General features: G+C 66.1%; 21 protein-coding genes. 7 read left to right on the top strand and 14 right to left on the bottom strand.

The window, feature by feature from the left end:
* Positions 1-195: 195 nt before the first annotated feature.
* Positions 196-1761 carry a radical SAM protein gene (locus METLW4_RS0108115; RefSeq protein WP_018265709.1) on the bottom strand — a complete coding sequence of 522 codons (1566 nt, stop codon included), beginning with the start codon at positions 1759-1761 and terminating at the stop codon, positions 196-198.
* A gap of 315 nt (positions 1762-2076) precedes the next feature.
* Here METLW4_RS0108115 and METLW4_RS0108110 point away from each other — a divergent pair, with 315 nt between their 5' ends.
* From METLW4_RS0108110 to METLW4_RS0108100, 3 genes are read left to right on the top strand one after another with little or no spacing between them, the layout of a single operon-like run.
* On the top strand, positions 2077-2493 hold the full coding sequence (locus tag METLW4_RS0108110; RefSeq protein ID WP_018265708.1) for an SxtJ family membrane protein: 417 nt from the start codon (positions 2077-2079) through the stop codon (positions 2491-2493).
* Between the two features lie 35 nt (positions 2494-2528).
* Entirely contained in the window at positions 2529-2675 is a 147-nt protein-coding gene (locus METLW4_RS28280) for a DUF5989 family protein (protein ID WP_018265707.1), read from the top strand.
* Positions 2676-2681: 6 nt separating this feature from the next.
* Positions 2682-4517, top strand: coding sequence for a carbamoyltransferase family protein (locus METLW4_RS0108100; RefSeq protein ID WP_018265706.1), 1836 nt, complete (start codon positions 2682-2684; stop codon positions 4515-4517).
* A 4-nt stretch (positions 4518-4521) separates the two neighbouring features.
* On the opposite strand, the gene METLW4_RS0108095 is transcribed toward METLW4_RS0108100, so the two are convergent.
* From METLW4_RS0108095 to METLW4_RS0108085, 3 genes are all read right to left on the bottom strand, one after another.
* Positions 4522-5964 (bottom strand): sensor histidine kinase, encoded by a 1443-nt coding sequence (locus METLW4_RS0108095; protein WP_018265705.1) that lies wholly within the window; start codon positions 5962-5964, stop codon positions 4522-4524.
* Positions 5948-6631: a response regulator transcription factor gene (locus METLW4_RS0108090; protein ID WP_018265704.1), complete on the bottom strand. Its 684-nt coding sequence runs from the start codon at positions 6629-6631 to the stop codon at positions 5948-5950. Before METLW4_RS0108090 ends, METLW4_RS0108095 begins: the two co-directional genes overlap by 17 nt.
* A 175-nt stretch (positions 6632-6806) precedes the next feature.
* Positions 6807-8390: a Do family serine endopeptidase gene (locus METLW4_RS0108085; protein WP_018265703.1), complete on the bottom strand. Its 1584-nt coding sequence runs from the start codon at positions 8388-8390 to the stop codon at positions 6807-6809.
* A gap of 287 nt (positions 8391-8677) precedes the next feature.
* On the opposite strand from METLW4_RS0108085, the gene METLW4_RS0108080 reads away from it, so the two are divergent.
* Both METLW4_RS0108080 and corA read left to right on the top strand, forming a co-directional pair.
* On the top strand, positions 8678-9094 hold the full coding sequence (locus METLW4_RS0108080; protein WP_026191348.1) for a cupin domain-containing protein: 417 nt from the start codon (positions 8678-8680) through the stop codon (positions 9092-9094).
* Between the two features lie 94 nt (positions 9095-9188).
* Positions 9189-10196 carry a magnesium/cobalt transporter CorA gene (corA, locus tag METLW4_RS0108075; RefSeq protein WP_026191347.1) on the top strand — a complete coding sequence of 336 codons (1008 nt, stop codon included), beginning with the start codon at positions 9189-9191 and terminating at the stop codon, positions 10194-10196.
* Between the two features lie 52 nt (positions 10197-10248).
* Here corA and grpE read toward each other — a convergent pair whose 3' ends face one another.
* The 3 genes from grpE to gshB are packed head-to-tail and all read right to left on the bottom strand — an operon-like array spanning position 10249 to position 14708.
* Complete coding sequence (gene grpE, locus METLW4_RS0108070) at positions 10249-10851, bottom strand: nucleotide exchange factor GrpE (protein WP_026191346.1); 603 nt, start codon at positions 10849-10851, stop codon at positions 10249-10251.
* A gap of 55 nt (positions 10852-10906) precedes the next feature.
* Complete coding sequence (locus tag METLW4_RS0108065; RefSeq protein ID WP_018265699.1) at positions 10907-13759, bottom strand: [protein-PII] uridylyltransferase; 2853 nt, start codon at positions 13757-13759, stop codon at positions 10907-10909.
* Positions 13752-14708 (bottom strand): glutathione synthase, encoded by a 957-nt coding sequence (gene gshB / locus METLW4_RS0108060; protein ID WP_018265698.1) that lies wholly within the window; start codon positions 14706-14708, stop codon positions 13752-13754. The genes METLW4_RS0108065 and gshB overlap by 8 nt, the downstream gene beginning before the upstream one ends.
* A 198-nt stretch (positions 14709-14906) precedes the next feature.
* Here gshB and METLW4_RS0108055 point away from each other — a divergent pair, with 198 nt between their 5' ends.
* Positions 14907-16229: a methyl-accepting chemotaxis protein gene (locus tag METLW4_RS0108055; RefSeq protein ID WP_018265697.1), complete on the top strand. Its 1323-nt coding sequence runs from the start codon at positions 14907-14909 to the stop codon at positions 16227-16229.
* A 60-nt stretch (positions 16230-16289) separates the two neighbouring features.
* Here the strand turns inward: METLW4_RS0108055 and METLW4_RS0108050 are convergent, their stop codons facing one another.
* Positions 16290-16664 carry a YraN family protein gene (locus tag METLW4_RS0108050; RefSeq protein WP_018265696.1) on the bottom strand — a complete coding sequence of 125 codons (375 nt, stop codon included), beginning with the start codon at positions 16662-16664 and terminating at the stop codon, positions 16290-16292.
* Positions 16661-17584 carry a 16S rRNA (cytidine(1402)-2'-O)-methyltransferase gene (gene rsmI, locus METLW4_RS0108045; RefSeq protein ID WP_018265695.1) on the bottom strand — a complete coding sequence of 308 codons (924 nt, stop codon included), beginning with the start codon at positions 17582-17584 and terminating at the stop codon, positions 16661-16663. Before rsmI ends, METLW4_RS0108050 begins: the two co-directional genes overlap by 4 nt.
* Before the next feature lie 195 nt (positions 17585-17779).
* Here rsmI and METLW4_RS0108040 point away from each other — a divergent pair, with 195 nt between their 5' ends.
* Positions 17780-19009, top strand: a complete 1230-nt coding sequence (locus METLW4_RS0108040; RefSeq protein WP_026191345.1) for a penicillin-binding protein activator — start codon at positions 17780-17782, stop codon at positions 19007-19009.
* 131 nt (positions 19010-19140) lie between these two features.
* Here METLW4_RS0108040 and glyS read toward each other — a convergent pair whose 3' ends face one another.
* The 5 genes from glyS to greA form a co-directional block, all read right to left on the bottom strand.
* The gene (glyS, locus tag METLW4_RS0108035) at positions 19141-21477 is read right to left on the bottom strand and encodes a glycine--tRNA ligase subunit beta (RefSeq protein ID WP_026191344.1); all 2337 of its coding nucleotides are present in this window, start codon (positions 21475-21477) and stop codon (positions 19141-19143) included.
* Between the two features lie 210 nt (positions 21478-21687).
* On the bottom strand, positions 21688-22080 hold the full coding sequence (locus METLW4_RS24390; RefSeq protein WP_018265692.1) for an endonuclease domain-containing protein: 393 nt from the start codon (positions 22078-22080) through the stop codon (positions 21688-21690).
* 158 nt (positions 22081-22238) lie between these two features.
* On the bottom strand, positions 22239-23234 hold the full coding sequence (gene trxB, locus METLW4_RS0108025) for a thioredoxin-disulfide reductase (protein WP_018265691.1): 996 nt from the start codon (positions 23232-23234) through the stop codon (positions 22239-22241).
* Between the two features lie 118 nt (positions 23235-23352).
* The gene (locus METLW4_RS0108020; protein WP_018265690.1) at positions 23353-24486 is read right to left on the bottom strand and encodes a mitochondrial fission ELM1 family protein; all 1134 of its coding nucleotides are present in this window, start codon (positions 24484-24486) and stop codon (positions 23353-23355) included.
* A 148-nt stretch (positions 24487-24634) separates the two neighbouring features.
* The gene (greA, locus tag METLW4_RS0108010; protein ID WP_026191343.1) at positions 24635-25108 is read right to left on the bottom strand and encodes a transcription elongation factor GreA; all 474 of its coding nucleotides are present in this window, start codon (positions 25106-25108) and stop codon (positions 24635-24637) included.
* Positions 25109-25166 lie beyond the last annotated feature (58 nt).

Raw genomic sequence — 25166 nt, 5'->3', positions numbered from 1 at the left:
CGAGCTCGCGGTTTTGGCTGAATGTTTCGGCGCGCTCCCTCTCCCCGCGCGCGGGGAGAGGGCTGGGGTGAGGGGCTCGGGGCGTTAGTCAGAGACGGAAAACGTCCCGAGCCCCTCATCCTCACCTTCTCCCCGTAAACGGGGAGAAGGAAGGCGGAGAGGCCGCGCGAATGACGACAGGGTACGGCCCCACCGTCACTCCGCTGCGGCCTCCGCCATCTCCCGCCGCGGCGGCGCATAGGCCAATTGCGGCTCCCAATAATTGCCGCGGTCGAACATGTGCCGCGCCTGCGCATATTGGAACATGATGCGGCCGACGATCTTCGCCGTCGCCGGCTTGCGCAGCGCCGCGCCCCACACTTTGTTCCACATGCGGCCTTCGGCGTCGCCGAGACGGCGCACCTCGGCGGCGATCTCCATCGCCTGCCGCTCCACCTCGCGGAAGCTCTCGAACTCCGGCAGCTCGGCGTCGCTCAAATCGCGCGCGCGGCCAAAGCTGTGAATGAAATTCAACATGCGCTCGCCGAAGGCGGCGGGCGAATAGAGCGCGTTGCAGAGATTGTGCAGGCCGGAATTCAGCTCCTCCATGCTCATCGTCACCGGGCGAATATTGGAGCCCCAGGGCACCGCCTGCGTCTCCACAGTGCCTTGCAGCAGGCGTCCCTCCGCCGCGATGCGGTCGAAGAGCGGCGTCGCCTCCGAGGCCATCAGCGCGCCGAGGCTGAAGATGGGGATCGGCGTCGACATGGCGAACTCATATTGCTGCGAAAACACGTTCGGTCCGTCGTGATCGAAGCCGACGATCATGCCGCCCATCACCGAAATGCCGCGGTCGATGAGCTTCTGCACCTCGCTCGGAATGTCGATCTTCAAATTCTGCTTCTTGCCAGTCTCGCGCAGGCTGTCGAGATTGGGCGTCTCGATGCCGATGAACACTTGATGCACGCCGGCCTCGACCAGCATGTCCATCAGCTCCGCATCGCGCGTCGCGTCGATGGAGATTTGCGTGACGAAATCCATCTCATGGCCATTGCGCCGCCAATGCGCCATCGCCTCCAGCAGCTCCTTGCAATGGGCGCGATAGGCGGTGAAATTGTCATCGGCCAAGAATGTCGCGCGAAAGCCATGCGCCCACAGCGCGTCGAGCTCGGCGATCACATTGGCGATCGGCTTGTGGCGCTGCTTGCGGCCGAGATATTGGATGACGTCGCAGAATTCGCATTCGAACGGACAGCCGCGCGAGGTCTGCACGGCGCCGAGCATGGCGCGATGATTGGGATAGAGATCCCAGCGCGGGATCGGGCTCGTCGCCAGCGAAGGCTTGTCGCCGATGTAGCGATCACGCGGCCGCCCGCGGCGCAGATCGGCGAAGAATTCTTCCGAAATCTCCTCGATCTCGCCGCTCACCAGCACGTCGCAATGCGCGGCGAGATGATCGGGGCTGAGGCTGGCGTAGGGCCCGCCGATGATGACCTTCTTGCCGCGACGACGAAATTCGTCGGCGATGGCGATCATGCGGCGACGCTGGCTCACCTTGCCGGTGACGCAAATCCAATCCGCGTCATGATCGAAATTCACGGGCGCGACGCCCTCGTCGCTGATCTCGATCGCGAAGTCGCGCGGCGCCATCGCAGCGACGGTGGTCGATGAGAGATCGGCCATCATGACGCCGGAAGGCCGGCCGGAGGCGACGAGAATCTCTGCGCCGAAGTAGGTTGGAAAATCTGCAGCGGGATTGATGATATAAAGGGATGAGGTCATTGCAGGCCCCTTTCCGACAACCCATGAATTAAGGTCCTTTTTTTTGTCGTGCGCAAGCCGAAAGCGCGCCGCGGCCGCGCATTCGCGCGGCGCCGGCCCATTGCATGAAGGTCATCCACAGGCTCGCCCGCGCCGCGAGACCGGGGCGCAAAGTCATGCGAGCATGGAAACGTCATGCCGCTCAATCTTCTACATCGATCTGCGGACGCGGATGGGGATACCCCGTAATTGACGCTCGGCTTTTCACCGCCTAAGCCTCGAAAGGTTTCGATGACGACGCGTTTCTACGGTTTTTTCAGGGAATAGCGCCATAAGATGACGCATGAGACCCTCACCTCGGATCGGCCGGTCGAGCGTGGCTCCGATCGCTCTTTTGGCCTGGTGATCGCCGCTGCGCTGACCATTTTGGCGCTGGCGCCGATGTGGCGAAACGACTCTCCGCACCTCTGGGCGCTCGCGGTCGCCGCGGTTTTCGCAGCGCTCGCCATCATCGCGCCGAAGCGGCTCGCAGCGCTCAATGATCTATGGCTCGCCTTTGGATCGACGCTGCACAAAATCGTCAATCCGATCGTCATGGCCGTGCTGTTCTTCGGCGTGGTGACGCCGATCGCAATTCTGTTTCGGCTGCGCGGGCATGATCCGCTCGCGCTGCGTTTCGACCCTGCGGCAGAGAGCTATTGGACGCGGCGTGGCGATGCGGACGGCGCCTCCGACATGCGCAAGCAATTCTGACCGCAAAAGCAATTTCTGTCAGGGAGACGAATGCGATGGATATGGTTGTCGAGCTGTGGGATTTCGTCGCGAGCCGCAAGAAATATTGGATGGCGCCGGTGCTCGGCGTGATGATGCTGCTCGGCGGCCTGATGCTGCTGCAGGGAACGGCGGTCGCGCCTTTCATCTACACGCTGTTCTGATCGCTCGTGCGAATTCTGGGCGTTTCCGCCTTCTATCACGACAGCGCGGCCGCGTTGATCGAGGATGGACGCATCGTCGCCGCCGCGCAGGAAGAGCGCTTCTCTCGCGTCAAGCATGATGCGCGCTTCCCCGCCAACGCCATCGATTATTGCCTCGCCGCCGCTGGCGTCGAGGCGAAGGACATCGATCACGTCGCCTTCTACGACAAGCCTTTCGTGAAGTTCGAGCGTTTGCTCGAGACCTATATGGCCTTCGCGCCGCGCGGGTTTCAGTCTTTTGCGACCGCTCTGCCGGTTTGGCTGCGCGATAAGCTGTTTCAAAAATCTCTGCTCGCGCAAAAGCTGAAGCATCACGCGCCCAATGTCGATTGGCGCGCGCGTCTCCTCTTTGCTGAGCATCATCTCAGCCATGCGGCGAGCGCCTTCTATCCATCGCCATTCGATGAGGCTGTGGTGCTGACAATGGATGGCGTCGGCGAATGGGCGACGACATCGGTCGCCTTCGGCGAGGGCGCGAAGCTCGCCATGCAGCGCGAATTGCGCTTTCCGCATTCGCTCGGCCTGCTCTATTCGGCCTTCACCTATTACACGGGCTTCAAGGTCAATAGCGGCGAATATAAGCTGATGGGCCTCGCGCCCTATGGCGAGCCGAAATATGCGAGCCTCATTCTCGATCACATCGTCGATCTGAAAAATGACGGCACATTCCGCCTCGATCAATCCTATTTCGATTATTGCACAGGGCTGCGCATGTCGAGCGAGAAGCTGCATCGCCTGTTCGGCGGTCCGCCGCGCGCGCCGGAAGAGCAGCTGACGCAGCGTCATATGGACATAGCCGCGTCGATCCAGGCGGTGACGGAGGAGATCGTGCTGCGCCTGACGCGCGCGCTGGCGGCGGAGACGGGCGCGCGCAATCTCTGCCTCGCCGGCGGCGTCGCGCTCAATTGCGTCGCCAATGGCAAGGTGCTGCGCGACAAGAGCTTCGAGCGAATCTGGATTCAGCCTGCGGCGGGCGACGCCGGCGGCGCGCTCGGCGCCGCGCTGCTCGCCTATCATGAATTCAACGGGCGTCCGCGCGCCGCGCGCGGCGAGAGCGACGCCATGCAGGGCGGCTATCTCGGGCCGTCCTATTCGCAGAGCGACATAGAGCGCCGCCTCGCCGATTGCGGCGCGCGCTTCACGACGCTCTCGGATGAGGAGACCATCGCAGCGACGGCGCGCGATCTCGCCGACGGCAGAGCGGTGGGCTGGTTCCAGGGGCGCATGGAGTTCGGCCCGCGCGCACTCGGCGGGCGTTCCATTCTCGCCGATCCGCGCTCGCCGGAAATGCAGCGGACGCTCAATCTCAAGGTGAAATATCGCGAATCCTTTCGACCCTTCGCGCCCTCCGTTCTACGCGAGCATGTCGCCGATTGGTTCGATCTCGACGAGGATTCGCCTTACATGCTGCTCGTCGCCGATGTCGCGACGAAGCACAGGCTCGCGACCCGTGCGGAGGATGAGGCGCTGTTCGGCATAGAACGGCTGAATCGTCCGCGCAGCGTCATTCCGGCGGTGACGCATGTCGACGGCTCCGCGCGCGTGCAGACGGTGCATGAGGAGACCAATCCGCGCTATCACGCGCTGATCTCGGCCTTTCATGCGCTGACATCCTGTCCCGTGCTGGTCAATACGAGCTTCAATGTGCGCGGCGAGCCGATCGTCTGCAAGCCGGAGGACGCCTTCGCCTGCTTCATGGGCACGGAGATCGAGACGCTCGTCATCGGCAATTGCCATTTGCGCAAGGAGGATCAGGACCCCGCGCTGCGCAAGGACTACAAGGACAGATTCGAGCTCGATTGAGGAGCTATTCCGCCGGCGGCGCCAGCGGAACGGCGGGGGAGGGCGCAGTGCTCGGCGCATGAGTCTTGGCCTGGGCCGCGCGCGGCAGCGCGAGCACGACGCGCAGTCCCGGCGCATTGTCCTCTATGCGCAAGGTCCCGCCATGCAGTCGCGCCACGGCGGCGGCGAGCGAGAGACCGAGGCCGGAGCCCGGCCGCGAGCGCGAATTCTCTAGCCGCACGAAACGGCCGATCACACGGTCGCGGTCCTTCTCCGCTATGCCGGGGCCGCGGTCGGAGACCGCGATCTCTATGCCGTCGCTCGTCCCTCGCGCCGCGACGCCGACGACGGCGCCCGGCTCGGTCGCGCCATATTTCAGCGCATTGTCGACGAGATTGACCAGCGCTTGCCCGAGCAGCTCGCGATTGCCGCGCAGCGTCAGGCCCTCGGCGGCGGCGAGCTCTATGCGCGCGCCATGCTCCTCGGCGACGGGCTCGTACATTTCGGCAATGTCGGCGGCGACGCGGCCGGCGTCGAAATCGCTGGAGAAATCGCTGCAATAGCCGGCCTCCGCGCGCGCGATCATCAGCAGCGCGTCGAAAATGCGGATGAGCGCATCCGACTCCTCGATCATGTCGGTCAGCGCGTCGCGATATTGGTCGGCGCCGAGATCGGCGCGCAGCGCGGCGTCGGCGCGATTGCGCAGGCGCGTCAGCGGCGTCTTGAGATCATGCGCGATATTGTCGGAGACCTCGCGCAGCCCCGTCATCAGCTGCCCGATGCGGTCCAGCATGGCGTTGAGATTGCCGGCGAGACGGTCCAGCTCATCGTCCGCGCCCATCAGCGGCAGGCGCTGCTCGAGATCGCCGGACATGATGCGGCGGCCCGAGGCGGAGAGCTTGTCGAGCCGCGCCAGAATGCGCCGCGCGACGATGAGGCCGCCGAGCGTGCCGATGGCGATGAGCCAGAACAGCGAGGCGACGAGCGCGCGGCGCAATATGCCGCGCAGCAGCTTTCGGTCTTGCAGATCATGGCCGACCAGCAGGCGAAAGCCGCCGGGGAGCTGGAACAGCCGCATCATGGCGCGATGGTGGGCGGCGGTCTCGCCGCGCCGCTGATAGCGCGCCTCCACCAGCTCGGTGCCGTCCGGCAGGTCCGGCGGCAGCTCGGCGATATTGCCGACGACCAGCTCGCCGGAGAAGGTCGTCACCAGATAGAGCGAGGCGCCGGGCGTGCGCACGCGCCGCTCGATCACCTCCACCAGCTGGCGAATGCCGCCTTCCGAATATTGCTCGGCGAGGCCGCGAATGTCGGCGTCGATCGTCTGCGCGGTCTGCTCGTCGAAGAGGTCCTCGACATTGATCTGCACGCGCGTCAGCACCAATGCGGCGCCGATGCCGAAGAGCACCAGATAGGCGAGCGACAGCTTGAAGGCCGTCGTGCGGAAGAGTCTAACGAGCGCCTTCACGGATCATATATCCGGCGCCGCGGATCGTGTGCAAAAGCGGCGTCTCGCGGCCCTTGTCGATCTTGGAGCGCAGTCTGGAGATGTGGACGTCGATGACATTGGTCTGCGGATCGAAGTGATAATCCCAGACATTCTCGAGCAGCATGGTGCGCGTCACCACCTGGCCGGCGTGCTTCATGAGATATTCCAGCAGGCGGAACTCGCGCGGCTGCAGCACGATCTCCTGTCCGGCGGACACGACCTTATGGGCGAGCCGATCGAGCTCGAGATCGCCGACGCGATAGACGGTCTCCTCCGGCTTCGGACCGCCGCGGCGGCGCGCCAGCGCCTCGACGCGGGCGAGCAGCTCGGAGAAGGCGTAGGGCTTGGACACATAATCGTCGCCGCCGGCGCGCAGCCCGCGCACGCGATCGTCCACTTGGCCGAGCGCGGAGAGGATGAGGGCGGGGGTGTCGATCTTCTGCTCGCGCAGGCCCGAGATCAGCGAGAGCCCGTCCAGCTTGGGCAGCATTCGGTCGACGACGAGCACGTCGTAATGGCCTTCCGCCGCCGCCGCATAGCCGGAGAGCCCGTCCGCCGCATGGTCGGCGACATGGCCTTGCTCGCGAAACGCCTTCACGAGATAGGCGCCGGCTTCCGAATCGTCCTCGACGACCAATATTCGCATCTCTCTCATATAGCGCGCCTCGAATAAAAACGGCAGGCCGGCGATACGCGCCGACCTGCCGCGACTGACGCGGCGGGAGAGGAGACGAAACGCCTCCCGCCGCCTCCTTTGCGCTGGCCCGCTACACGGGGGGCGGGCAAAACGGGCCGATCACGCAAGAAGCTCTAGAGCGCCGTCACGACGCCGGATTGACCGAGAGGGCGACGAAGCGGGCGCCCTCCGGGGATTTCACGCGCAGCAGCACGGATTTGCGCCCCTCCTTCTTGGCCGAGTCGATGGCGGCCTGCAGATCGCCGCGCCCTTTGAGCGTCTGGCCATTGGCCTCGACGATCACATCGCCCTGGCGCAGGCCCTTCTGGGCGGCGGCGCCATTGGGGTCTATGCCGACGATGATGAGGCCCTCGCCGCCGCGGCCGCCGCGCACCTCGGCCGCCGGGGCGACCTCTATGCCATAGGCGGCCAGCGCCGCGCCGGGCTCGACGCCGTCGTCATTGGATTCGGCGGCGGCGGTCTCCTTCTCGCTCGGCAGCTTGCCGAGCTTCAGCTTCACATTCTTCTCCGCGCCATTGCGCAGATAGGTCAGCTCCGCGCTCTTGCCGGGGCCGAGCGTCGCGATGCGGCGGGCGAGGTCGCGCGGTCCGTCCACCTTCTGGCCGTCCACGGCCGTCACCACGTCGCCGGCCTTCAGCCCGGCCGCCTCGGCCGGTCCGCCACGCTGCGGCTGCGCGATCAGCGCGCCTTTGCTCGTCTTGAGCCCCAGGCTCTCGGCGATCTCCGGCGTGATCGGCTGGATGGAGACGCCGATCCAGCCGCGTGCCACCTGGCCCTTGTCCTTGAGCGCCGCGATGACGTCCTTGGCCACCTCGGAGGGGATGGCGAAGCCGATGCCGACCGAGCCGCCGGAGGGCGAGTAGATCGCCGTGTTGACGCCGATCACCTGGCCATGCTCGTCGAAGGAGGGGCCGCCGGAATTGCCGCGGTTCACCGGCGCGTCGATCTGGATGAAATCGTCATAGGGGCCGGCGCCGATGTCGCGGCCGCGCGCCGAGACGATGCCCGCCGTCACCGTGCCGCCGAGGCCGAAGGGATTGCCGACCGCGATGACCCAATCGCCGACGCGCGGGCTGGAGCTCGCCCAGTCCACATGCGGCAGATTATTGCCGTCGCTGATCTTCAGCAGCGCGAGATCGGTGCGCTTGTCGGTTCCGATGATCTTGGCGGGCAGCGTGCGGCCGTCGTCGAACGTCACCTCCACCTGCGTCGCATTCTCGACGACATGGTTGTTGGTGACGACATAGCCGTCATTGGTGATGACGAAGCCGGAGCCTTGCGCCTGCGTCATATGCTTCTGCCGGCCGCGTCCGCCTCCCTGAGGCTCGCCGAAATGGCGGAAGAAGCGATAGAGCGGGTCGTCGGGCGAAAGCTCGGGCGGCGCGCCGGGAAAGCCTTCCTCGGGGCCGCCGCCGGCCTCCAGCGCCTTGGTCTTGATCGCGACCACGGCGGGCTTCACCCGCTCGACGACATCGGCGAAAGATTGCGGGCCGACGGCCGGGGCCGCGCTCTGGCTGGAGCTCTGCGTCTGCGTCGCAGGAGCCTGGCCCCAGGCGAGGGTCTGCGCCGGGGAGAGCAGCGTCGCGCCGAGCGCGAGAGCGGCGGCGCCGGACATCAGCGCGAGGCGGAAAGGGCGTCCTTCTGGACGACGCCAGCGCGCCGTGCGGCTGGTGGCGAGAGCTCGACGAAACAGCACAGGCAAGGTCATCAAACCGTCTCCATCGATCTGCCAGCGGCGCGCTCTCTCACTCGGGAGCTGCGGCCGGTGGCGCGGCGGGGCGTCCGCCTTCGACGATGAAGATGGTGTTCGCGAGCTTACGCCACAGTGGCGGCCGCATGAAACTTTCGTAAGGCGCGAGCGCGGGCTCGGGCGGGGCCGGCCTCTCTCGCTCGTCTCGGGCAATTCGCCCGGCGCCCGGAGGGATGGCGTCCATGGCGCGGCGCGGCCTCTTTCGCCAGGCTGTCCCGGTCGCCTCGGACCGGGAGGAAAGCGCGATGACGAAATTCATTTTTAACGACGAGAACATCGATTGGAAGAGACTCGAGGGGATCGATCACCTCTGGCTCTCCGTGCTGAATATCGATGACGAGGCCGGCATCGTTCATGTCTTGTACAAATTCGCCGCCAATGAGAAAATCCTGCTGCATCGTCACAAGACTCTGAACAAGACCTTCGTGATTCAAGGCGAGCATCGCCTCTATCACGCCAATGACGAGCTGAAGGAGGCGCGGCCGGTGGGCAGCTACAAGGTCAGCCCGCCGACGGAGGATCCGCATCGCGAGGGCGGCGGCGATCAGGACGTGATCGTTTTCTTCACCATCTATGGGAAGGGCCTGCTCTACGAGATCTTGGACGATGCGCAGAATCTCGTCGCGCCGATCACTGTCGAGGATTTTCGCGCGCTGATGTGAAGCGCGGGGCTCGATCGGCGGAAGAGGGACGATTGCCTTCATCGACGGCGGCGCTTAGATCGTCGCCGATCGATCCTCCGATGAGGCCCTGAGCATGAGTGTATCGAGCGCTGCGCAGAGCGACGGGCGTGAGCCCGGCGTGATCGCCGCCGCCGTCTATGCCGACGGCCGCCGGCTTCAGGACATTGCGATCGACGACGCCGGCGCCTTCGCCGCGCGTCCCGGCCATGTCGTTTGGATCGGCCTCTATGAGCCGTCTTTCGCGCTGCTGGCGCGCGTGCAGCGGCAGTTCGATCTGCATCCTCTGGCGATAGAGGACGCCGGCAAGGCGCATCAATATCCCAAGCTCGAGCAATATGGCGACGGCCTGTTCATCGTCGCGCGCACCGCGCAAATGGAGAATGGCCGCATCGCTTTCGGCGAGACGCATCTCTTCGTCGGCAAGGGCTATGTGCTGTCGATCCGCCACGGCGCCTCCAGCTCCTACGCGCATGTGCGCGAGCGTTGCGAGGCGGCGCCGCATGGGCTCTCGGAGGGCGAGGATTATATCGTCTACGCCATTCTCGATTTCATCGTGGACAATTACTTTCCCGTGCTGGCGACGATCAATGCGGAAGTCGAAGAGATAGAGGATCATATTCTCGCGCAAGCGCCGGACAAGGCGCATGTCGATCGGCTCTATGCGCTGCGTCGCGATCTGTTGCGGCTCGGCAACGCCGTCGCGCCGCTGGTCGACGTCTGCCAACGCCTGGAGCATACGGAGGTGATGGCGATCGACGCCGCCATGCGTCCGCATTTTCGCGACGTGACCGACCATATTCTGCGCGTGCGCGAGCAGATCGCCACCTTGCGCGAGGTGCTGGCCTTCGCCTTCGAGGCGAGCCTGATGAACGGCCAGATGCAGCAGACCCATATCACGCGGCGGCTCGCCGCCTGGGGCGCCATTCTCGCCGTGCCGACAGCGATCGCCGGCATTTACGGGATGAATTTCAAGAATATGCCGGAGCTCGAATGGCGCTACGGCTATTTCCTCATCCTCGCGGCGACGGTGGCGATCTGCGCGACGCTCTATTGGCGCTTTCGCCGCAATGACTGGCTCTGACGCGCGGCGTCACCACGTCGCGCGCTCCCGGTCATCCAGAAAAAGCATAGGGTCAGGCCTTTGGTCCGCCCCGCGAGATTCCGACCTTGGCGGGGCGCAGCACGCGCTCGCCGATCGTATAGCCGGGCTCGACCACTTGCGCGACCGTGCCATGCGGCACGCTCTCGTCCGGGATCTCGAACAGCGCCTCGTGCTGATTGGGGTCGAAACGCTGGCCTTGCGCCTCGATCTTCTTGACGCCGAAGCGGGCGAGGCGGGAGACGAAATCGCGCTCGGTCAGCTCGACGCCTTCGATGAAAGTGGACAGGCTCTGCTCGAGGCCCTCGCGCGCCTTTGCCGGCACGCTGTCGACCGCGCGGCGCAGATTATCGGCGAAGGTCAGCATCTCGCGGGCGAAATTGGTGACGCCATAGGTCTTGGCGTCGGCGATCTCCTTCTCGGTCCGCCGGCGCAGATTCTCCATATCGGCGAGCGTGCGCAGCAGCTTGTCCTTCAAGCTGGCGACCTCGGCGTGGAGATTGGCGAGCTCGGTGAAGGGCTCGGGCTCGGCGATGTCGGATTCGGCGCCGGGCTGCGCCAGAGCGGAGGCCTCGGCGTCCTCGGCCTGACGGGCGCGAGCCTCTTCCTGCGTGTCCTTTTTCTTATCGTCGCTCATGATCTCTTCCATTGGCGATGAAACGCCCCCGATATCAGTGCGGGAGCGCGCAAAATCAAGTCGGGGCGGCGCCCGCGCCCCCGCCGGAGGCCTTTCGCACGCGAAGCGCGAAGACGTCCAGCAATTGGCGCTTTATCGCCGCTTGTCGCGCCGGCGAGACGATTTTCCCGCCGGTCAGATCGGTCACATAGAAGGCGTCCACGGCCCGTTCCCCGAAGGTCACGATATGAGCGGAGCCGATGTTGAGATTGAGATTGGAGATGGCGTTGGTCAGATCGAACAGCAGGCCGACGCGGTCGAGGCCGGAGACCTCGATGACGGTCGCCATATTGGCGAAGCTATTGTCGATGACGACGCCCGGCGCGATGTCGAAGGCCGTCGTCGAATCGCGCTGCGCGCTGCGCGCGGCCACCGCCTCGGAGATGGCGATCTCGCCGCGCAGCGCTTTTTCTATGTAATCGGCGACGCGGCGCGCGCGGCGCAATTCGTCGTCGTCCAGCGGAAATGCGCGCGAGAAGAAGATGGTGTCGAGCGCGAGCCCGTCCGCCGTGGTGAAAATATGCGCGTCGACGATATTGGCGCCGCTGGCGGCGCAGGCGCCGGCGATGATCGACAGCAGACGCCGATGATCCTGTGCGACGACGGTGAGCTCCACCGCGCCGCTCTTCGTGTCGAGATCGACCGTGGTGACGAGCGGCGCCTTGGCGTCTTTCAAATCGCGGAGCAGGCGCGCATGGCGCACCTTGCGGGAAAGATCGGCCTTCAGCCAATAGGCGGAGTAATGCCGCTGCGCATAGGCCTGGAATTCGGTCTCGCTCCAATCCGAGAGCGCGGCGCGCAGCTCCTCTTTCGCTTGGGCGACGCGGCTCTTGCGATCGGCCGCCGAATGGCCGCCGCCGAGCACCACTTCCGTCTCCCAATAGAGCACGTTCAGCAGCTGCGCCTTCCAGGCGTCGAGCACGCCGGGGCCGACCGCATGAATGTCGCACATGGTCAGCACGAGCAGCATTTTCAGCCGCTCCATCGTCTGCACGATGGCGGCGAAATTCTCGATCGTGCGGCGGTCGGAGAGATCGCGGCTCTGCGCTATGCTGGACATCAGCAGATGATGCTGCACCAGCCAGGCGACCGTATCCGTCTCGCCGGGATCGAAGCCGAGACGCGGGCACAGCGAATGCGCGATGGCCGCGCCGGCCACCGAATGATCCTCCTTGCGGCCCTTGGCGATATCGTGCAGCAGCAGGCCGAGATAGAGCGTCTTGCGATTGGAGATGGTCGGCAGAATATCGTTGGCGAGCGCGGCTTGCTTCGGCCCGCGGCCCGATTCCAACGCCGCCAGCGCGCCGACGGCGCGCAGGAGATGCTCGTCGACCGTATAGTGATGATACATGTTGAACTGCATCATCGCGACGATGCGGCCGAATTCGGGAATGAAGCGCCCGAGCACGCCGGTCTCGTTCATGCGCCGCAGCACGGTCTCCGTCGTGTTGTGCGACAGCAGAATCTCGAGGAACAGCCGGTTCGCCTCCTTGCTCGCGCGCAGATCGGAGTCGATCAGCCGCAGCGAGCGCGTGACGACGCGCACGGCGTCGGGATGGATTGCGAGGCCATAGCGGTCGGCGGTCCAGAACAGGCGGATGATATTCACCGGATCGCGGCGGAATAGATCCTCGGCCGCGACATTGACGCGGTCGTGCTCGACGATGAAATCATTCGACGGCATTTTGCGCGAGCGCCGTCGCAGCCGGCCGAGCACGCGGTCAAGCATCGCCGGCGGCTTGGCCTCGCGCGCCTCCAGCGCCGCGCAGACGATGGCGGTGAGGTCGCCGACGTCCTTGGCGACCAGGAAGTAATGCTTCATGAAGCGCTCGGTGTGCGACAGGCCGGCGCGATCGTGATAGCCGAACTTCGCGGCGAGCATGGGCTGCAGATCGAAGGAGAGGCGCTCTTCGGCGCGGCCGGTGGAAAAATGCAGCTGGCAGCGCACGCGCCACAGAAATTCCTCGCAGCGCTGGAAGAGCGTCAGCTCGCTGCGCGTGAAGAGTCCCGCGGCGACGAGCTCCTCCGGCTCGCGCACGCGATAGACATATTTGGCGATCCAGAACAAAGTGTGCAGATCGCGCAGGCCGCCCTTGCTCTCCTTGACATTGGGCTCGACGAGATAGCGCGAGGAGCCGGCGCGCGAGACGCGCTGATCGCGCTCGGTGAGCTTGGCGGCGACGAATTGGCGCGCGTCGACGCGCATGATCTCGCGATCGAAGCTCTCGAGCAGCTCGTGAAAGAGCTCCGAGCTGCCGAGGATGAAGCGCGCTTCCAATATTGTGGTGCGAATGGTGATGTCGGCGCGCGCCTGGCGCAGGCATTCGGCGACGGAGCGGCTCGAATGGCCGACCTTCTGGCGCAGATCCCAGAGCACATAGAGGATCGCCTCCACGACGCTCTCGCCCCAGGGCGTCTGCTTATAGGGAAGCAGGAACAGAAGATCGATGTCGGAGCCGGGCGCCAGAGTGCCGCGCCCATAGCCGCCGACGGCGACGATGGTCAGCCGCTCGCCGAAGGTCGGATTATCGGCGACATAGACGAAGCGCACGACATAATCATAGATCGCGCCGATGATCTCATCCTCGAGATCGGAGAGATAGCGCGCGCAGACGAGGCCCTTGCCGCCGGATTCGAGATAGGCGCGCGCGATCTCATGGCTGTCGGCCAGCACATTGCGCAATATCTCGACCACCGCCGCGCGCGGCGGCTCGCCGGGCTTGGCGGCTCTGCTCACGGCGGCGATCTTTTCGCCGAGCGTCGCGCGCAGGCCCTGCGCGCTCGGCGGCTGCGGCCGCACGGGCTTCAAAGGCTCCTCCTGCAATGGCTCCTCCCGCGGGCGCAGCGCGGCTTTGCGCGCGTCAGCCATTCGCGCGCAGCCTCGCGAGCTTGGCCTCGATCGCGTCGAAGATCGGCGCGGCGAGGTCGGGTCCGCCGAGCCGGGCGAGCGCCCGCAGGCCGGTGGGGGAGGTGACGTTGATCTCGGTCAGATTGCCGTCGATGACGTCTATGCCGACGAACAGCAGGCCGCGCTCGCGCAGCGCCGGGCCGAGCCGCGCGCAGATTTCGCGCTCGCGCTCGGTCAGCGCCGTCGAGGCCGCCGCGCCGCCGCGCACCATGTTGGAACGAATGTCGTTCTCCGCCGGAACGCGATTCACTGCGCCGAGCGGCTCGCCGTCCACCAGCAATATGCGCTTGTCGCCCTTGCTGACGGCCGGCAGAAAGCGCTGCACGACCCAAGGCTCGCGGAAGATCGAGGAAAAGAGATCGAACAGCGAGCCGAAATTGGGATCGACCGGCTCCACCTTGAACACGCTGGCGCCGCCATGGCCGTAGAGCGGCTTCATGACGATCTCGCCATGCTCGGCGCGGAACGCCTCGATCGCCGCCCGGTCGCGCGTCAGCAGCGTCGGCGGCATCAGATCGGCGAATTCCATGACGAAGACTTTTTCCGGCGCGTTGCGCACGGCGGACGGATCATTGACGACGAGCGTGCGCGACTGGATTTTCTCCAGAAAATGCGTCGAGGTGATATAGGCGAGGTCGAAGGGCGGGTCCTGGCGCAGCAGCACGACGTCGACGCTGGCGAGATCGAGCACGCGCTCCTCGCCCAGCTCGTAATAGCGCGCGGAATCGTCATAGACGGCGATCTCCCGCGCCGGCGCGCTCAGCCGTCCCGCGCCGAGCGACAGCTTGTCCGGCGTGTAGTGCCACAGGCGATGGCCGCGTCTTTGCGCCTCGAGCATCAGCGCGAAGGTGGAATCTCCGGCGAAATTGATTTTGTCCAGGGGGTCCATCTGGACCGCGACGTCGATCATGCTCTCGATGTCTCTTTCGTGGCGCACCGCGCCGGCCTCTCGGGCCGGACCCGAGGAAGTAACGCTTTTCGTCCCGGGGCGAAAGCGCTTCCTCGATTTCGGGCGTCCCGACCATATAGACGTTAACTCCGCTTGAAGGAGATCGGTCTAAAACGACGGACAACTGTCAAGACCGGAACAAACTGGATACAGCCCCCAATGCGGTTCACCTCGATCGGCGCTGGCCTCGCGCTCAGGCAGTTCCTTTTTCTGGCTCTGCTGCTGCTCATGGGCGCGACCGCCTATGTCTCGGTCGCCAATGTCCGCGATTTGACCGGGGCGGCGGCCGATCCGGCCAATGCGGCGCGGGCGTCGCAGCTGGCGGTGACGGCCAATCAGGCGGCGGCGACGCTATCGCTCGAGCTGCTGCTCGGCACGCTGGCGGCGGCCTTTCTCGTGGTCGGCGTCTCCATCCCCACCATTCACCGCACCATCGCCTCGCCGATCAAGACCATCGCCCGCCAAATGGCCGATCTCGCCGCCGGCGACACCACCATTGTGGTGCAGGGCGCGGAGCGCGGCGACGAGATCGGCGCGATCTCCAAGGCCTTGATCGTGCTGAGAGACGCGGTGCGGGCCAATAATGAGATGGCGGCCGAGATCCGCGCCCGTGACGACCGCGAGGAGCGGCTGCGCCGCGAGGCCGTCATTCGCGAGCAGGTCGAGCATTATTCCCACGAACTTTCGGCGACGACCGCGGCGCTCGGCGAGCTGACGAAGAAAATGGCCGGCGCATCGGAGGAGATGATCGTGCAGGAACGTCGCGCCCGCGAGGATACGGATTTCGCCCGCACCGCCTCGTTGCAGGCGGCCGCCGACGTCGCCTCGGTCGCCACCGCCTCGGAGCAATTGCTGGAGGCGATCGGCGAGATCAGCCGTCAGGCGGTGGAGTCGACCACAGTCGTGCGCCAGGCCGTGCAGGAGACCAATGGCTCCAGCGCCGAGATGCTGCGCCTCTCCGCCGCCGCCAATCGCGTCGGCGATGTGGTGAGCCTCATCTCGCGCATCGCGGCGCAGACCAATCTTCTCGCGCTCAACGCCACCATAGAGGCGGCGCGCGCCGGCGAGGCGGGCCGCGGCTTCGCTGTGGTGGCGCAGGAGGTCAAGAGCCTCGCCACCCAGACCGGCAAGGCGACGCAGGAGATCGCCGATCAGATTTCCGAGATTCAGGCGGCGACCAATCTCTCCGTCTCCTCCATCGACAAGATCAAGAACAAGATCGCAGAGGTGGAGCATATTTCGGCGATCATCACTTCCGCCGTGCATGAGCAGGACGCCGCCACCAAGGACATCACCCGCAGCGTGCGCTCGGCCGCCGACAGCGCCTCGGCCATGTCGCAGCATGTCTCGCAAGTGGCCAGCGCCATGGCCATGACCGGCGCTGGCGCCGAGTCGATCGTGACGCTCGCCCGCGAGATCGACCATATGGCCCGCCGCACTCAGGCGCATACGGAAGAGCTGGCGCAGAGCCTCGCGAGCTGACGATGGGGCGAATAGCGAGTAGCGAGTAGTTCTACTCGCTACTCGCTACTCGCTACTCGCTCACCCCAAATCCAGCTCGAACGCCGCTTCCACATGCAGCGGCAGGCGCTTCGGCGCGATATAGACCGCGTCGCCGCGCAGCACATGGTCTGCGGCCCAGGGATTGGACGCGAGCCATTTCGACGCCGCGCGGGAGATGCGCCGGCGCTTCTCCTCGGTGATGGAGATCATCGCTTCGTCGAGATTGGCGCGCGCCTTCACTTCCACGAAGGCGATTGTCCGCCCGCGACGCGCCACAATGTCGATCTCGCCGCCGCGAATGCGATAGCGGCGGTCGAGGACGGCGTAGAATTTGGCTCTCAGGAAAAGCGCCGCGATCGTCTCGGCGCGCAGCCCGCCGCGATAGCGGGTGCGCCTTTCTTCCGTCTCGCTCACTCGCGCGTCTCGCTCTCGCGCTCGGCGGCGAGCTTGATCGCCCGCGCATAGACTTCGCGGCGCGGCCGGCCGGTGGAGGCGGAGACGACGCTGGCGGCGTCCTTCAGCGAATGGGCGGCGAGCGCCTCCTCGAGCTTGGCGTCGAGCTCCGCCTCGCTCGTCGCCTCGGCGTCCGCGCCGGGCGGGGCGATCAGCACGACGATCTCGCCGCGCGGCGGCTCCTCCTCGCGCAGAGCCGCGGCGAGCGCGTCGAGCTTGCCGCGCCGCACCGATTCATAGAGCTTGGTCAGCTCGCGGGCGATGGCGGCGTCGCGCGGGCCCAGCACGGCGGCGGCGTCTTCCAGCGTCTCGGCGACGCGCTTGGGCGATTCGAAGAACACGAGAGTGCCGGGAATGCGCGCCAGCTCGGCGAGGCGCGCGCGTCGCGGCCCGCCCTTATGCGGCAAAAATCCCTCGAAGAAGAAGCGGTCGGTCGGAAGGCCGGCGACGACCAGCGCCGCCAGCACGGCGGAAGGGCCGGGGACAGATGTGACCTTGATTCCCTTTTCCAGCGACTCGGCCACGAGCTTGAAGCCGGGGTCGGAGACCAGCGGCGTGCCGGCGTCGGAGACGAGAGCCAGCGCCGCCCCGGCCTCCAGCCGCGCGATGAGATGCGGCCGCATCACATGGGCGTTGTGCTCGTGATAGGCGACCAGCGGCGTCGAAATCCCATAATGGGCGAGCAAAGTCTTGGTGACGCGCGTGTCCTCCGCCACGACGGCGTCGGCCGCGGCCAGAGTCGACAAGGCGCGGAAGGAGATATCCTTCAGATTGCCGATCGGCGTCGCGACGAGATGCAGCCCTGGCGCGATCTTCTCCGCCTCCGCCCGCAGGCCGAAAGCGGTATAAGCCGCCGGCGTCGTCACTTTTCCCTCGCTCATGGCCCGCCTCTCTGCCGATGCGTTCGATGAATCGTCCGCATGTTCTTTTTACAGAACATGGAAAGCGCGTTCAAGGCCGCAATTTCCCCGCAAAATTCCATTTTATTTCAATTTAGGGGTTGCCGCGCGCTTTCCGCAATCGCGTATAAGACGGCGATTTCATCGGGCCGTTCGAGCGGGAGGCTTCCATTGGTCATGGGTAGGCGGAACAGGTTTCGGCGGGGCGGCGCTGCGGCGTCGGCGCGCCTCGTCTGCGCCTTGGCTGCGGCGTCCTTTCTCAGCGCCTGCAATCCCACGGCGGGGCCCGGCGTTCCGGGCGCTCCCGATCTGCGGCTCTCGGCGCCGCTCGGCAAGGTTGAGGTCGGCCAGCTCAACGAGGGCGAGCTGATCGGCAGCGGCGCGACGCGCATCGCGCTGATCGTGCCGCTCTCCATGGCCTCCGGGCCGAGCCAGGTGGGCGCCTCGCTGCTGAACGCCGCCAAGCTCGCCTATGCCGACAGCGGCGCCAATGATGTGACCATTCTGGTCAAGGACGACCATTCGACGCCCGCCGGCGCCGCCCAGGCCGCGCAAAACGCCATAAACGAGGGCGCGGAGATCGTCATCGGCCCCGTCTTCGCCAGCGGCGTGAAGGAGGCGGCGCGCGTCGCCCGCGGCGCGGGCAAGCCGATCATCGCTTTCTCGACCGATTCCTCCGTCGCCGGCAAGGGCGTCTATCTCCTGTCCTTCCTGGTGGAGGGCTATGTCGAGCGCATCGTCGATTTCGCCGCGCAGCGCGGCAAGAAATCCATCGCCGCGCTCGTGCCCGAGAATGATTATGGCACTGTGGCGCTGGCGCAATTCCAGCAGAGCGCGGCCAATCACGGAATGCGCGTGCTGACGATCGAGCGCTACAAGCCCGGCGCCGTGCAGCCTTCAGTGCAGCGCATCGCCCAGGCGGCCGAGCAGATCGACGCTCTGTTCATCCCCGAGCAGGCCGAGGCCATGGCCGCCGTCTCGCAGGAATTGCAGGCGGCGCATATCGACACCAAGCGCATTCAGGTGCTCGGCACCGGCCTCTGGAACGACGCCCGCGTGCTGAAGCTTCCGGCGCTGCAAGGCGCTTGGTTCGTCGCGCCGGAGAACGCCGGCTTCAACTCCCTGGCGCAGCGCTACCGCGCCAAGTTCAACACCGATCCGGCCCGCATAGCGACGCTCGCCTATGACGCCGTGTCGCTGGCCATCGCTCTGTCGCGCAGCCAGGGCTCGCAGCGCTATTCGGACAATGTGCTGGTCAATCCGTCGGGCTTCAACGGCGCCGATGGGGTCTTCCGCTTCAAGGCCGACGGCATGAACGAGCGCGGCCTCTCCGTGCTGGAGATTTCCGGCGGCGCCGCCAAGGTGCTCTCGCCCGCGCCGCGGACGTTTACGGGGAACGGGGCGTAAGCAGCGCGCCCCCTCCCTCACCCTCCCCCGCAATAGCGGGAGAGGGAGACGGCAAACGCTACGCGAAACCCCGATGAAGCGCCGAATCTGCCCCCTCTCCCGCGAAGCGGGGGAGGGCTGGGGAGGGGGCCTCACGCCACTTTCGAGAAATCCGCGACCTGCAGCATGGCCTCGCGCAGCTCCGCGAGCAGGCGCAGGCGGTTGAGGCGCACTTTCGGATCGTCGCAATTCACCGTCACCGCCTCGAAGAAGTCGTCGACAGGCTCGCGCAGCTTCGACAGCGCCTGCATGGCGCTCTCGAAATTCTCCTTGTCGAGCCGCTCGGAGGTCTCCTCCCGCGCGCGCTTGATGGCGGCGGCGAGCTTATGCTCGGGCAGCTCCATGCGCAGATTGGGATGGTGCGGCTCGTCATAGGCGCCGGCGCCGTCCTTCTTCTCCTCGATCTTGAGAATATTGGCGGCGCGGCGGAAGCCGGCGAGCAGATTCTTGCCGTCGTCGGTGTCGAGGAATTTCCCCAGAGCCTCCACCTTGCGCGTGATGGTGAGCAGATCGTCCGGCATTTGCGCGCTCCCTTCTCGAGACTGCGCCGAGGCCGAGGCCCCGAGCGCCGCATCGATGAGGTCATATCGTGCGCCGCGATCGCGAAGGTAGACCTTCAGGCGGTCGATGAAGAAGGCGAGGAGATCGGCCGCATTGGCGGCCAGCAGTGGCGGCAGCGTCTCGCGCAAGAAAATCTCGGCGGCAGGCGAGGGCGCCTCGGCGCCCGGCTCTCTGCCGACGGCGTGAAGCTGCTTCTCTATGTCGCGGCGCAAATGCGCCTCGGCGTCGGCCGAGAGAGTCGCGGCTCCATTGGGCGAGAGGTCCGAGGCGACGCGATTGACCTCGCTCGTCACCAGCTCGCGCAGCGGCGTGCGCGCCGCGAGCCAGACAGGCCATTGCGCCGCGGCGAAGGCTTTGCGCAGCGGCAGCCGCAGCTCATTCTCGAGCGCGAGGCGGATGACGCCCAGCGCCGCTCTCCGCAGCGCATAAGGGTCCTTGCTCCCGGTCGGCTTCTCGTCGATCGCCCAAAAGCCGACCAGAGTGTCGAGCTTGTCGGCGAGCGCCACGGCGATGGACACCGGGCTGGTCGGAATACGGTCCGCCGGCCCCTGCGGCTTGTAATGCTCCTCCAGCGCCGCGGCGACCTCCGCGTCCTCGCCCTGCGCCGCCGCATAATAGCGGCCCATGAGTCCCTGAAGCTCGGGGAACTCGCCGACCATTTCGGTGACGAGATCGGCCTTGGCGAGCGTCGCCGCCCGCGCGGCCTTGTCCGCATCGGCGCCGACGATCGGCGCCAACTCGCGCGCCAGCGCCTCGATGCGCTTCACGCGCTCGCCCTGCGTTCCGAGCTTTTCGTGGAATACGATATTGTCGAGCTTGGGCAGGCGCTCGCCGAGCGGCGTCTTCAGATCGGTCTCATAGAAGAATTTGGCGTCCGACAGACGCGCGGCGATGACGCGTTGATTGCCGCCGATGATCGTCTCGCCGCCATCGCTCGCCTCTATGTTCGAGACGAGGATGAAGCGATTGGCGAGGCCGCCGTCATGGCGCTTCAGCACGAAGCATTTCTGATTGACGCGAATGGTCGTGCGAATGACCTCGGGCGGAATGGAGAGAAAGCTCTCGTCGAAAGCGCCCATCAGCGTCACCGGCCATTCGACGAGGCCGGCGACCTCCTCGAGAAGCGCGGCGTCCTCGATGAGCTCGAGCCCCAGCGCCATAGCGAGATTGCGCGCGTCATGAAGGACGATGTCGCGCCGGCGCGCGGCGTCGAGCACGACCTTCGCCTTCTCGAGCGCGGGCACGTAATCGTCGAAGCGCTTCACCGCGAAGGGCGCCGGCGCCAGGAAGCGATGGCCGTGGGAGAGATCGCCGCTCTCGATTCCATCGACCGAGAAGCGCACGATGTCGGGCGTCTCCATCTCGGTGCCGAAAGTGGCGAGGATGGATTGCAGCGGCCGCACCCAGCGCAGCGAATCGAGCCGCGTCGAGGCCTTGCCCCAGCGCATGGATTTCGGCCAGGGGAAGCTCTTCACGATTCCCGGCAGCAGATCCGCCAGCACCTCTATCGTCTCGCGCCCGGCGCGCTCGATGACGGCGACATAGAACTCGCCTTTTTTGGCGTCCTTCTCGATCTTCGCCTCGTCGATCGACGCGAGGCCGGCGCTCTTCAGAAAGCCCTGAATGGCGGCCTCCGGCGCGCCGACGCGCGGACCCTTCTTCTCCTCGCGCGTATCGGGCTGGCGGCCGGGCAGGCCGGCGATATGCAGCGCCAGCCGGCGCGGCGTCGCATGAGCGGCCGCGCCCTCATAGGTCAGCCCCTTTTCGGCGAGCGCGCCGCAGACCAGCCGCTGCAGATCATCGGCCGCCTGACGCTGCATGCGGGCGGGGATTTCTTCGCTGAAGAGTTCGAGGAGAAGGTCGGGCATCGATTTATCTGTTTCTCGTGCGTGCGGAAACGAGGCGTTCTTCCACCCTCCCCTTCAGGGGGAGGGTCGGCCTGCGCAGCAGGCCGGGGTGGGGTGAGCCCGAGTCTTTGTTGCGCGGACCCCACCCCGCGCCTATGGCGCGACCCTCCCCCTGAAGGGGAGGGTGGGGGCGCGGGGCCTGCGATTTCGCGGTGATCAGCATCGGGGGTCTCAGCGTTCGTCATTCGGCGGCGCGTCGAGAGAGCCGTACAGCGCCGCATGGATCGTGTCGAGAACGCCGTCGATATTCTCGTAAACTTCCTGGTTCCAGAAACGGAGAACGCGATAGCCTTCTCGTTCGAGCCAGAGCGTCCGCGCTGTGTCTCTCTGCGACGCCTCGGTTTCGGCATGCGAAGGGCCATCGACCTCGATCACGAGCCTCTCGCGCAAGCAGACGAAATCAACGACATAAGGTCCGATCGGCGCCTGTCTTCGAAAATGCGTGCGCAGCAGCGGCACGCGATCCAGTTCGCGCCAGAGTCTCTGCTCTGCGCTTGTCGTATTTTCACGGAGGCGGCGCGCCGTTCCGAGACGAAATCGTCGAAGCCTGTCCTCCTCGCGCATAGTGGGCCGTCCTGCTCACCCTTCCCTTGAAAGGGAGGGTCGGCCTGCGCAGCAAGCCGGGGTGGGGTGAACTCCCGAAATCTCTATCGCGCGGACCCCACCCCGCGCCTTCAGCGCGACCCTCCCCCTGAAGGGGAGGGTGGGGGCGCGGGCCGCCGTTACAAAGGCTCCTCGGAGGCGAGCGCGTCGCTCGCATGCGTCGGCGTCTCCAGCAGATAGCGCTCAACGTCCAGCGCCGCCATGCAGCCGAGGCCGGCGGCCGTCACCGCTTGGCGATAGGTCTCGTCGGCCACGTCGCCGGCCGCGAACACGCCCGGAATATTGGTGTTGGTCGTGCCCGGCTGCACGGCGATATAGCCGGAGGGTTTCAGCTCCAGCTGGCCGACGAACAGCTCCGAGGCCGGCTGATGGCCGATGGCGATGAAGACGCCATCCACATCCAGAGTCTGCGTCGTGCCGGTCTTGACGTTCTTCACGCGCGTCTGCGTCACCGAAGGCGGGGCGCTGCCGCCCAAAATCTCGTCGATGGCGTGATCGAAGAGGATTTTGACATTGGGCCGCGCGGCCAGCCGCTCCTGCAGCACGCGCTCGGCGCGGAAAGAGTCGCGGCGATGCACCACCGTCACCTCGGCGGCGATCTGCGAGAGATAGAGCGCCTCCTCGACCGCCGTATTGCCGCCGCCGACGACCAGCACCTTCTTGCCGCGGAAGAAGAAGCCGTCGCAAGTGGCGCAGGCGGAGACGCCATAGCCCTTGAACGCCTCCTCGCTCGGAAGGCCGAGCCATTTGGCCTTGGCGCCGGTCGCGATGATGAGCGCGTCCGCCGTGTAGAGCGTTCCCGAATCGCCGAGCAGCTCGAAGGGGCGCTTGTCGAGCCGCGCCTCGACGATATGGTCGGAGACGAGCTTCGCGCCGACATGCTCCGCCTGCGCGCGCATCTGATCCATCAGCCAGGGGCCTTGGATCGGCTCGGCGAAGCCGGGGTAGTTCTCCACATCTGTGGTGATCATGAGCTGGCCGCCCTGATCGAAGCCGGCGATGACCACGGGCTCGAGCATGGCGCGCGCCGTGTAGATCGCCGCCGTATAGCCGGCGGGGCCGGACCCCAGCACGATGACGCGGGCGTGCAGGCGGCCTTTATCGTCTGCGGACATGAAGAGGCTCTTTGCGAATGTCTCCGCGCGGACGGCGCGGCGCGTTCGGATGGGCGCAATCTAGCCATTATGCGTAGCGCCGCAACCGCTCCTGATCTTCGGGCGACTCGCGAATTTATTACGAAGCGCGCGAGCCATGAAGCAATACGGGGGCCGCCCCATGGAAGGCCGCGAAGCGGCGGGCGATCTCTTCGGCGATGGCCGGCGTCTCGTTCAGCGGCTCGTAGCGCCAATGCTCGAGCCGTCCGCGCCAGCGGCGCAGAGCGCCGCGCTGTTCCAGCGCATCGAGAAAGGCGGCGATCTTGGCGGCGCCGCCTTCCGGCTCGAAGACGTGGATCGGCGCGCCGGTCGCGGCCGCCTCGGCGACCATATTGACGCTATCGGCGGTCACCAGCAGCGCCTGCGCGCCGGCGAGAATGGAGAGATAGGGATTCTCGCTTTCCCCCATCCAAAGAAAGGCGCGCGCTTCCTTCTCCCGCGCGCGGGAGAAGGTGGCCCTCGCGTCAGCGAGGGTCGGATGAGGGCCCCCGAGCCGCTCCCGTAACGCCTCGATCAGCGGCGCCGGCGTTCGCCGCGAGACCGTCGCGGCGATGCTCCACCCCTGGTCCAGTATGGCGCCGACGTCGGCGAGAAGCCGTTCCGCATCTCGCTCCGAAAACCGAAAATGGCGGCTATCCCCGCCGATGAGCAGCCCCACTCTCGGCTCCGGCAGCGTCGCGACGCGGGGATCGAGAGCGGCGCGGGCTTCGGCGAGGCGCTGCGGCGTCAGCCGATTCGCCGGCGCAAGCGGGGCGATGACATTTTCGCCTGTGAGCCCATCATGGCGCGGCGCGACGATGGCATCCGCTGTTCCGAGCCCGCTGGCCGGGCGGTTCACATAGACGGTGAAGACCGCGCCGCCCGAGGCGCGCTTCACATGGCGCAGATAGGGAATGGTGCGCCGTCCGCAGGCGATGGCGATATCGGGATAGGGCGGGGCGAGGAGCTTCGCCTCGCGCAGGTCGATCGGGCCGAAAGGCGCGAGCGCGGCGATGAACGCGCGGGGAGCGAGGCGAATGAGGCGGGGAGAGAGGCCGAGGGCTTCGGCTATGCCGAGGCTCTGGACCTCGTGGCCGGCGCGGCCGTCGGAGAGGACCCAGGCGGTTCGCGCTCTCCCTTCTCCCGCTTGCGGGAGAAGGTGGCCCCGTGAAACGGGGTCGGATGAGGGTCCGAGCCGCTCGTCAAAATCTTGGCCTGCGGGAGGCGCCCTCATCCGACCCTCGCTGACGCGAGGGCCACCTTCTCCCACGAGTGGGAGAAGGAGCGCGCGAGCTTTTTCAGATTCCTCTCGGTCCCCGGGTCCGCCCCTTCTCCCGCGTAGCGGGGGAGGGCTCGGGAGGGGGCCTCGCCGCCCATGCCGCTCAGACGAAAGCGACCTTCAAAATCTCATAGCTCTTGCCGCCGCCCGGCGTCTTCACTTCGACCGTGTCGCCGGCCTTCTTGCCGATCAGCGCGCGGGCGATGGGGGAGGCGATGGAGACGCGGCCGTTCTTCACATCGGCCTCGGGCTCGCCGACGATCTGATAGGCCTTCTCTTCCTCGGTGTCCTCGTCGACGACCGTGACCGTCGCGCCGAACTTCACCGTATTGCCGGTGAGCTTGGATACGTCTATGACCTCGGCGCGGGAGAGCTTGTCCTCGAGCTCGGCGATGCGGCCCTCGTTCAGCGATTGGGCCTCTTTCGCGGCGTGATATTCAGCGTTTTCCGAGAGATCGCCATGGGCGCGCGCTTCGGCGATCGCCTGAATGATGCGCGGACGTTCGATCTGCTGGCGCTGACGCAGCTCCTCGTCGAGAGTCGCGTAGCCGGCGGCGGTCATAGGCACCTTGTCCACCATGTCTCTTGCTCTTTCGCTCCCGGATGCGTCCAGACCCGGCCAATAAAATTCCCCG

The sequence above is a fragment of the Methylosinus sp. LW4 genome, from assembly GCF_000379125.1.
Taxonomy (GTDB): domain Bacteria; phylum Pseudomonadota; class Alphaproteobacteria; order Rhizobiales; family Beijerinckiaceae; genus Methylosinus.
This window is presented reverse-complemented; position numbering and strand designations above follow the sequence as displayed.

Excerpts from the sequence above, each read along its gene's own strand:
- METLW4_RS0108090 (WP_018265704.1), bottom strand. The coding sequence starts at position 6,631 with ATGCGAATATTGGTCGTCGAGGACGATTCGGAAGCCGGCGCCTATCTC.
- corA (WP_026191347.1), top strand. The coding sequence starts at position 9,189 with ATGAGTGTATCGAGCGCTGCGCAGAGCGACGGGCGTGAGCCCGGCGTG.
- METLW4_RS28280 (WP_018265707.1), top strand. The coding sequence starts at position 2,529 with ATGGATATGGTTGTCGAGCTGTGGGATTTCGTCGCGAGCCGCAAGAAA.
- METLW4_RS0108115 (WP_018265709.1), bottom strand. The coding sequence starts at position 1,761 with ATGACCTCATCCCTTTATATCATCAATCCCGCTGCAGATTTTCCAACC.
- METLW4_RS0108110 (WP_018265708.1), top strand. The coding sequence starts at position 2,077 with ATGACGCATGAGACCCTCACCTCGGATCGGCCGGTCGAGCGTGGCTCC.
- METLW4_RS0108055 (WP_018265697.1), top strand. The coding sequence starts at position 14,907 with ATGCGGTTCACCTCGATCGGCGCTGGCCTCGCGCTCAGGCAGTTCCTT.
- rsmI (WP_018265695.1), bottom strand. The coding sequence starts at position 17,584 with ATGAGCGAGGGAAAAGTGACGACGCCGGCGGCTTATACCGCTTTCGGC.
- trxB (WP_018265691.1), bottom strand. The coding sequence starts at position 23,234 with ATGTCCGCAGACGATAAAGGCCGCCTGCACGCCCGCGTCATCGTGCTG.
- grpE (WP_026191346.1), bottom strand. The coding sequence starts at position 10,851 with ATGAGCGACGATAAGAAAAAGGACACGCAGGAAGAGGCTCGCGCCCGT.
- METLW4_RS24390 (WP_018265692.1), bottom strand. The coding sequence starts at position 22,080 with ATGCGCGAGGAGGACAGGCTTCGACGATTTCGTCTCGGAACGGCGCGC.
- METLW4_RS0108020 (WP_018265690.1), bottom strand. The coding sequence starts at position 24,486 with ATGAGGGCGCCTCCCGCAGGCCAAGATTTTGACGAGCGGCTCGGACCC.
- METLW4_RS0108040 (WP_026191345.1), top strand. The coding sequence starts at position 17,780 with ATGGGTAGGCGGAACAGGTTTCGGCGGGGCGGCGCTGCGGCGTCGGCG.
- METLW4_RS0108065 (WP_018265699.1), bottom strand. The coding sequence starts at position 13,759 with ATGGCTGACGCGCGCAAAGCCGCGCTGCGCCCGCGGGAGGAGCCATTG.
- METLW4_RS0108080 (WP_026191348.1), top strand. The coding sequence starts at position 8,678 with ATGACGAAATTCATTTTTAACGACGAGAACATCGATTGGAAGAGACTC.
- glyS (WP_026191344.1), bottom strand. The coding sequence starts at position 21,477 with ATGCCCGACCTTCTCCTCGAACTCTTCAGCGAAGAAATCCCCGCCCGC.
- METLW4_RS0108085 (WP_018265703.1), bottom strand. The coding sequence starts at position 8,390 with ATGACCTTGCCTGTGCTGTTTCGTCGAGCTCTCGCCACCAGCCGCACG.
- gshB (WP_018265698.1), bottom strand. The coding sequence starts at position 14,708 with ATGATCGACGTCGCGGTCCAGATGGACCCCCTGGACAAAATCAATTTC.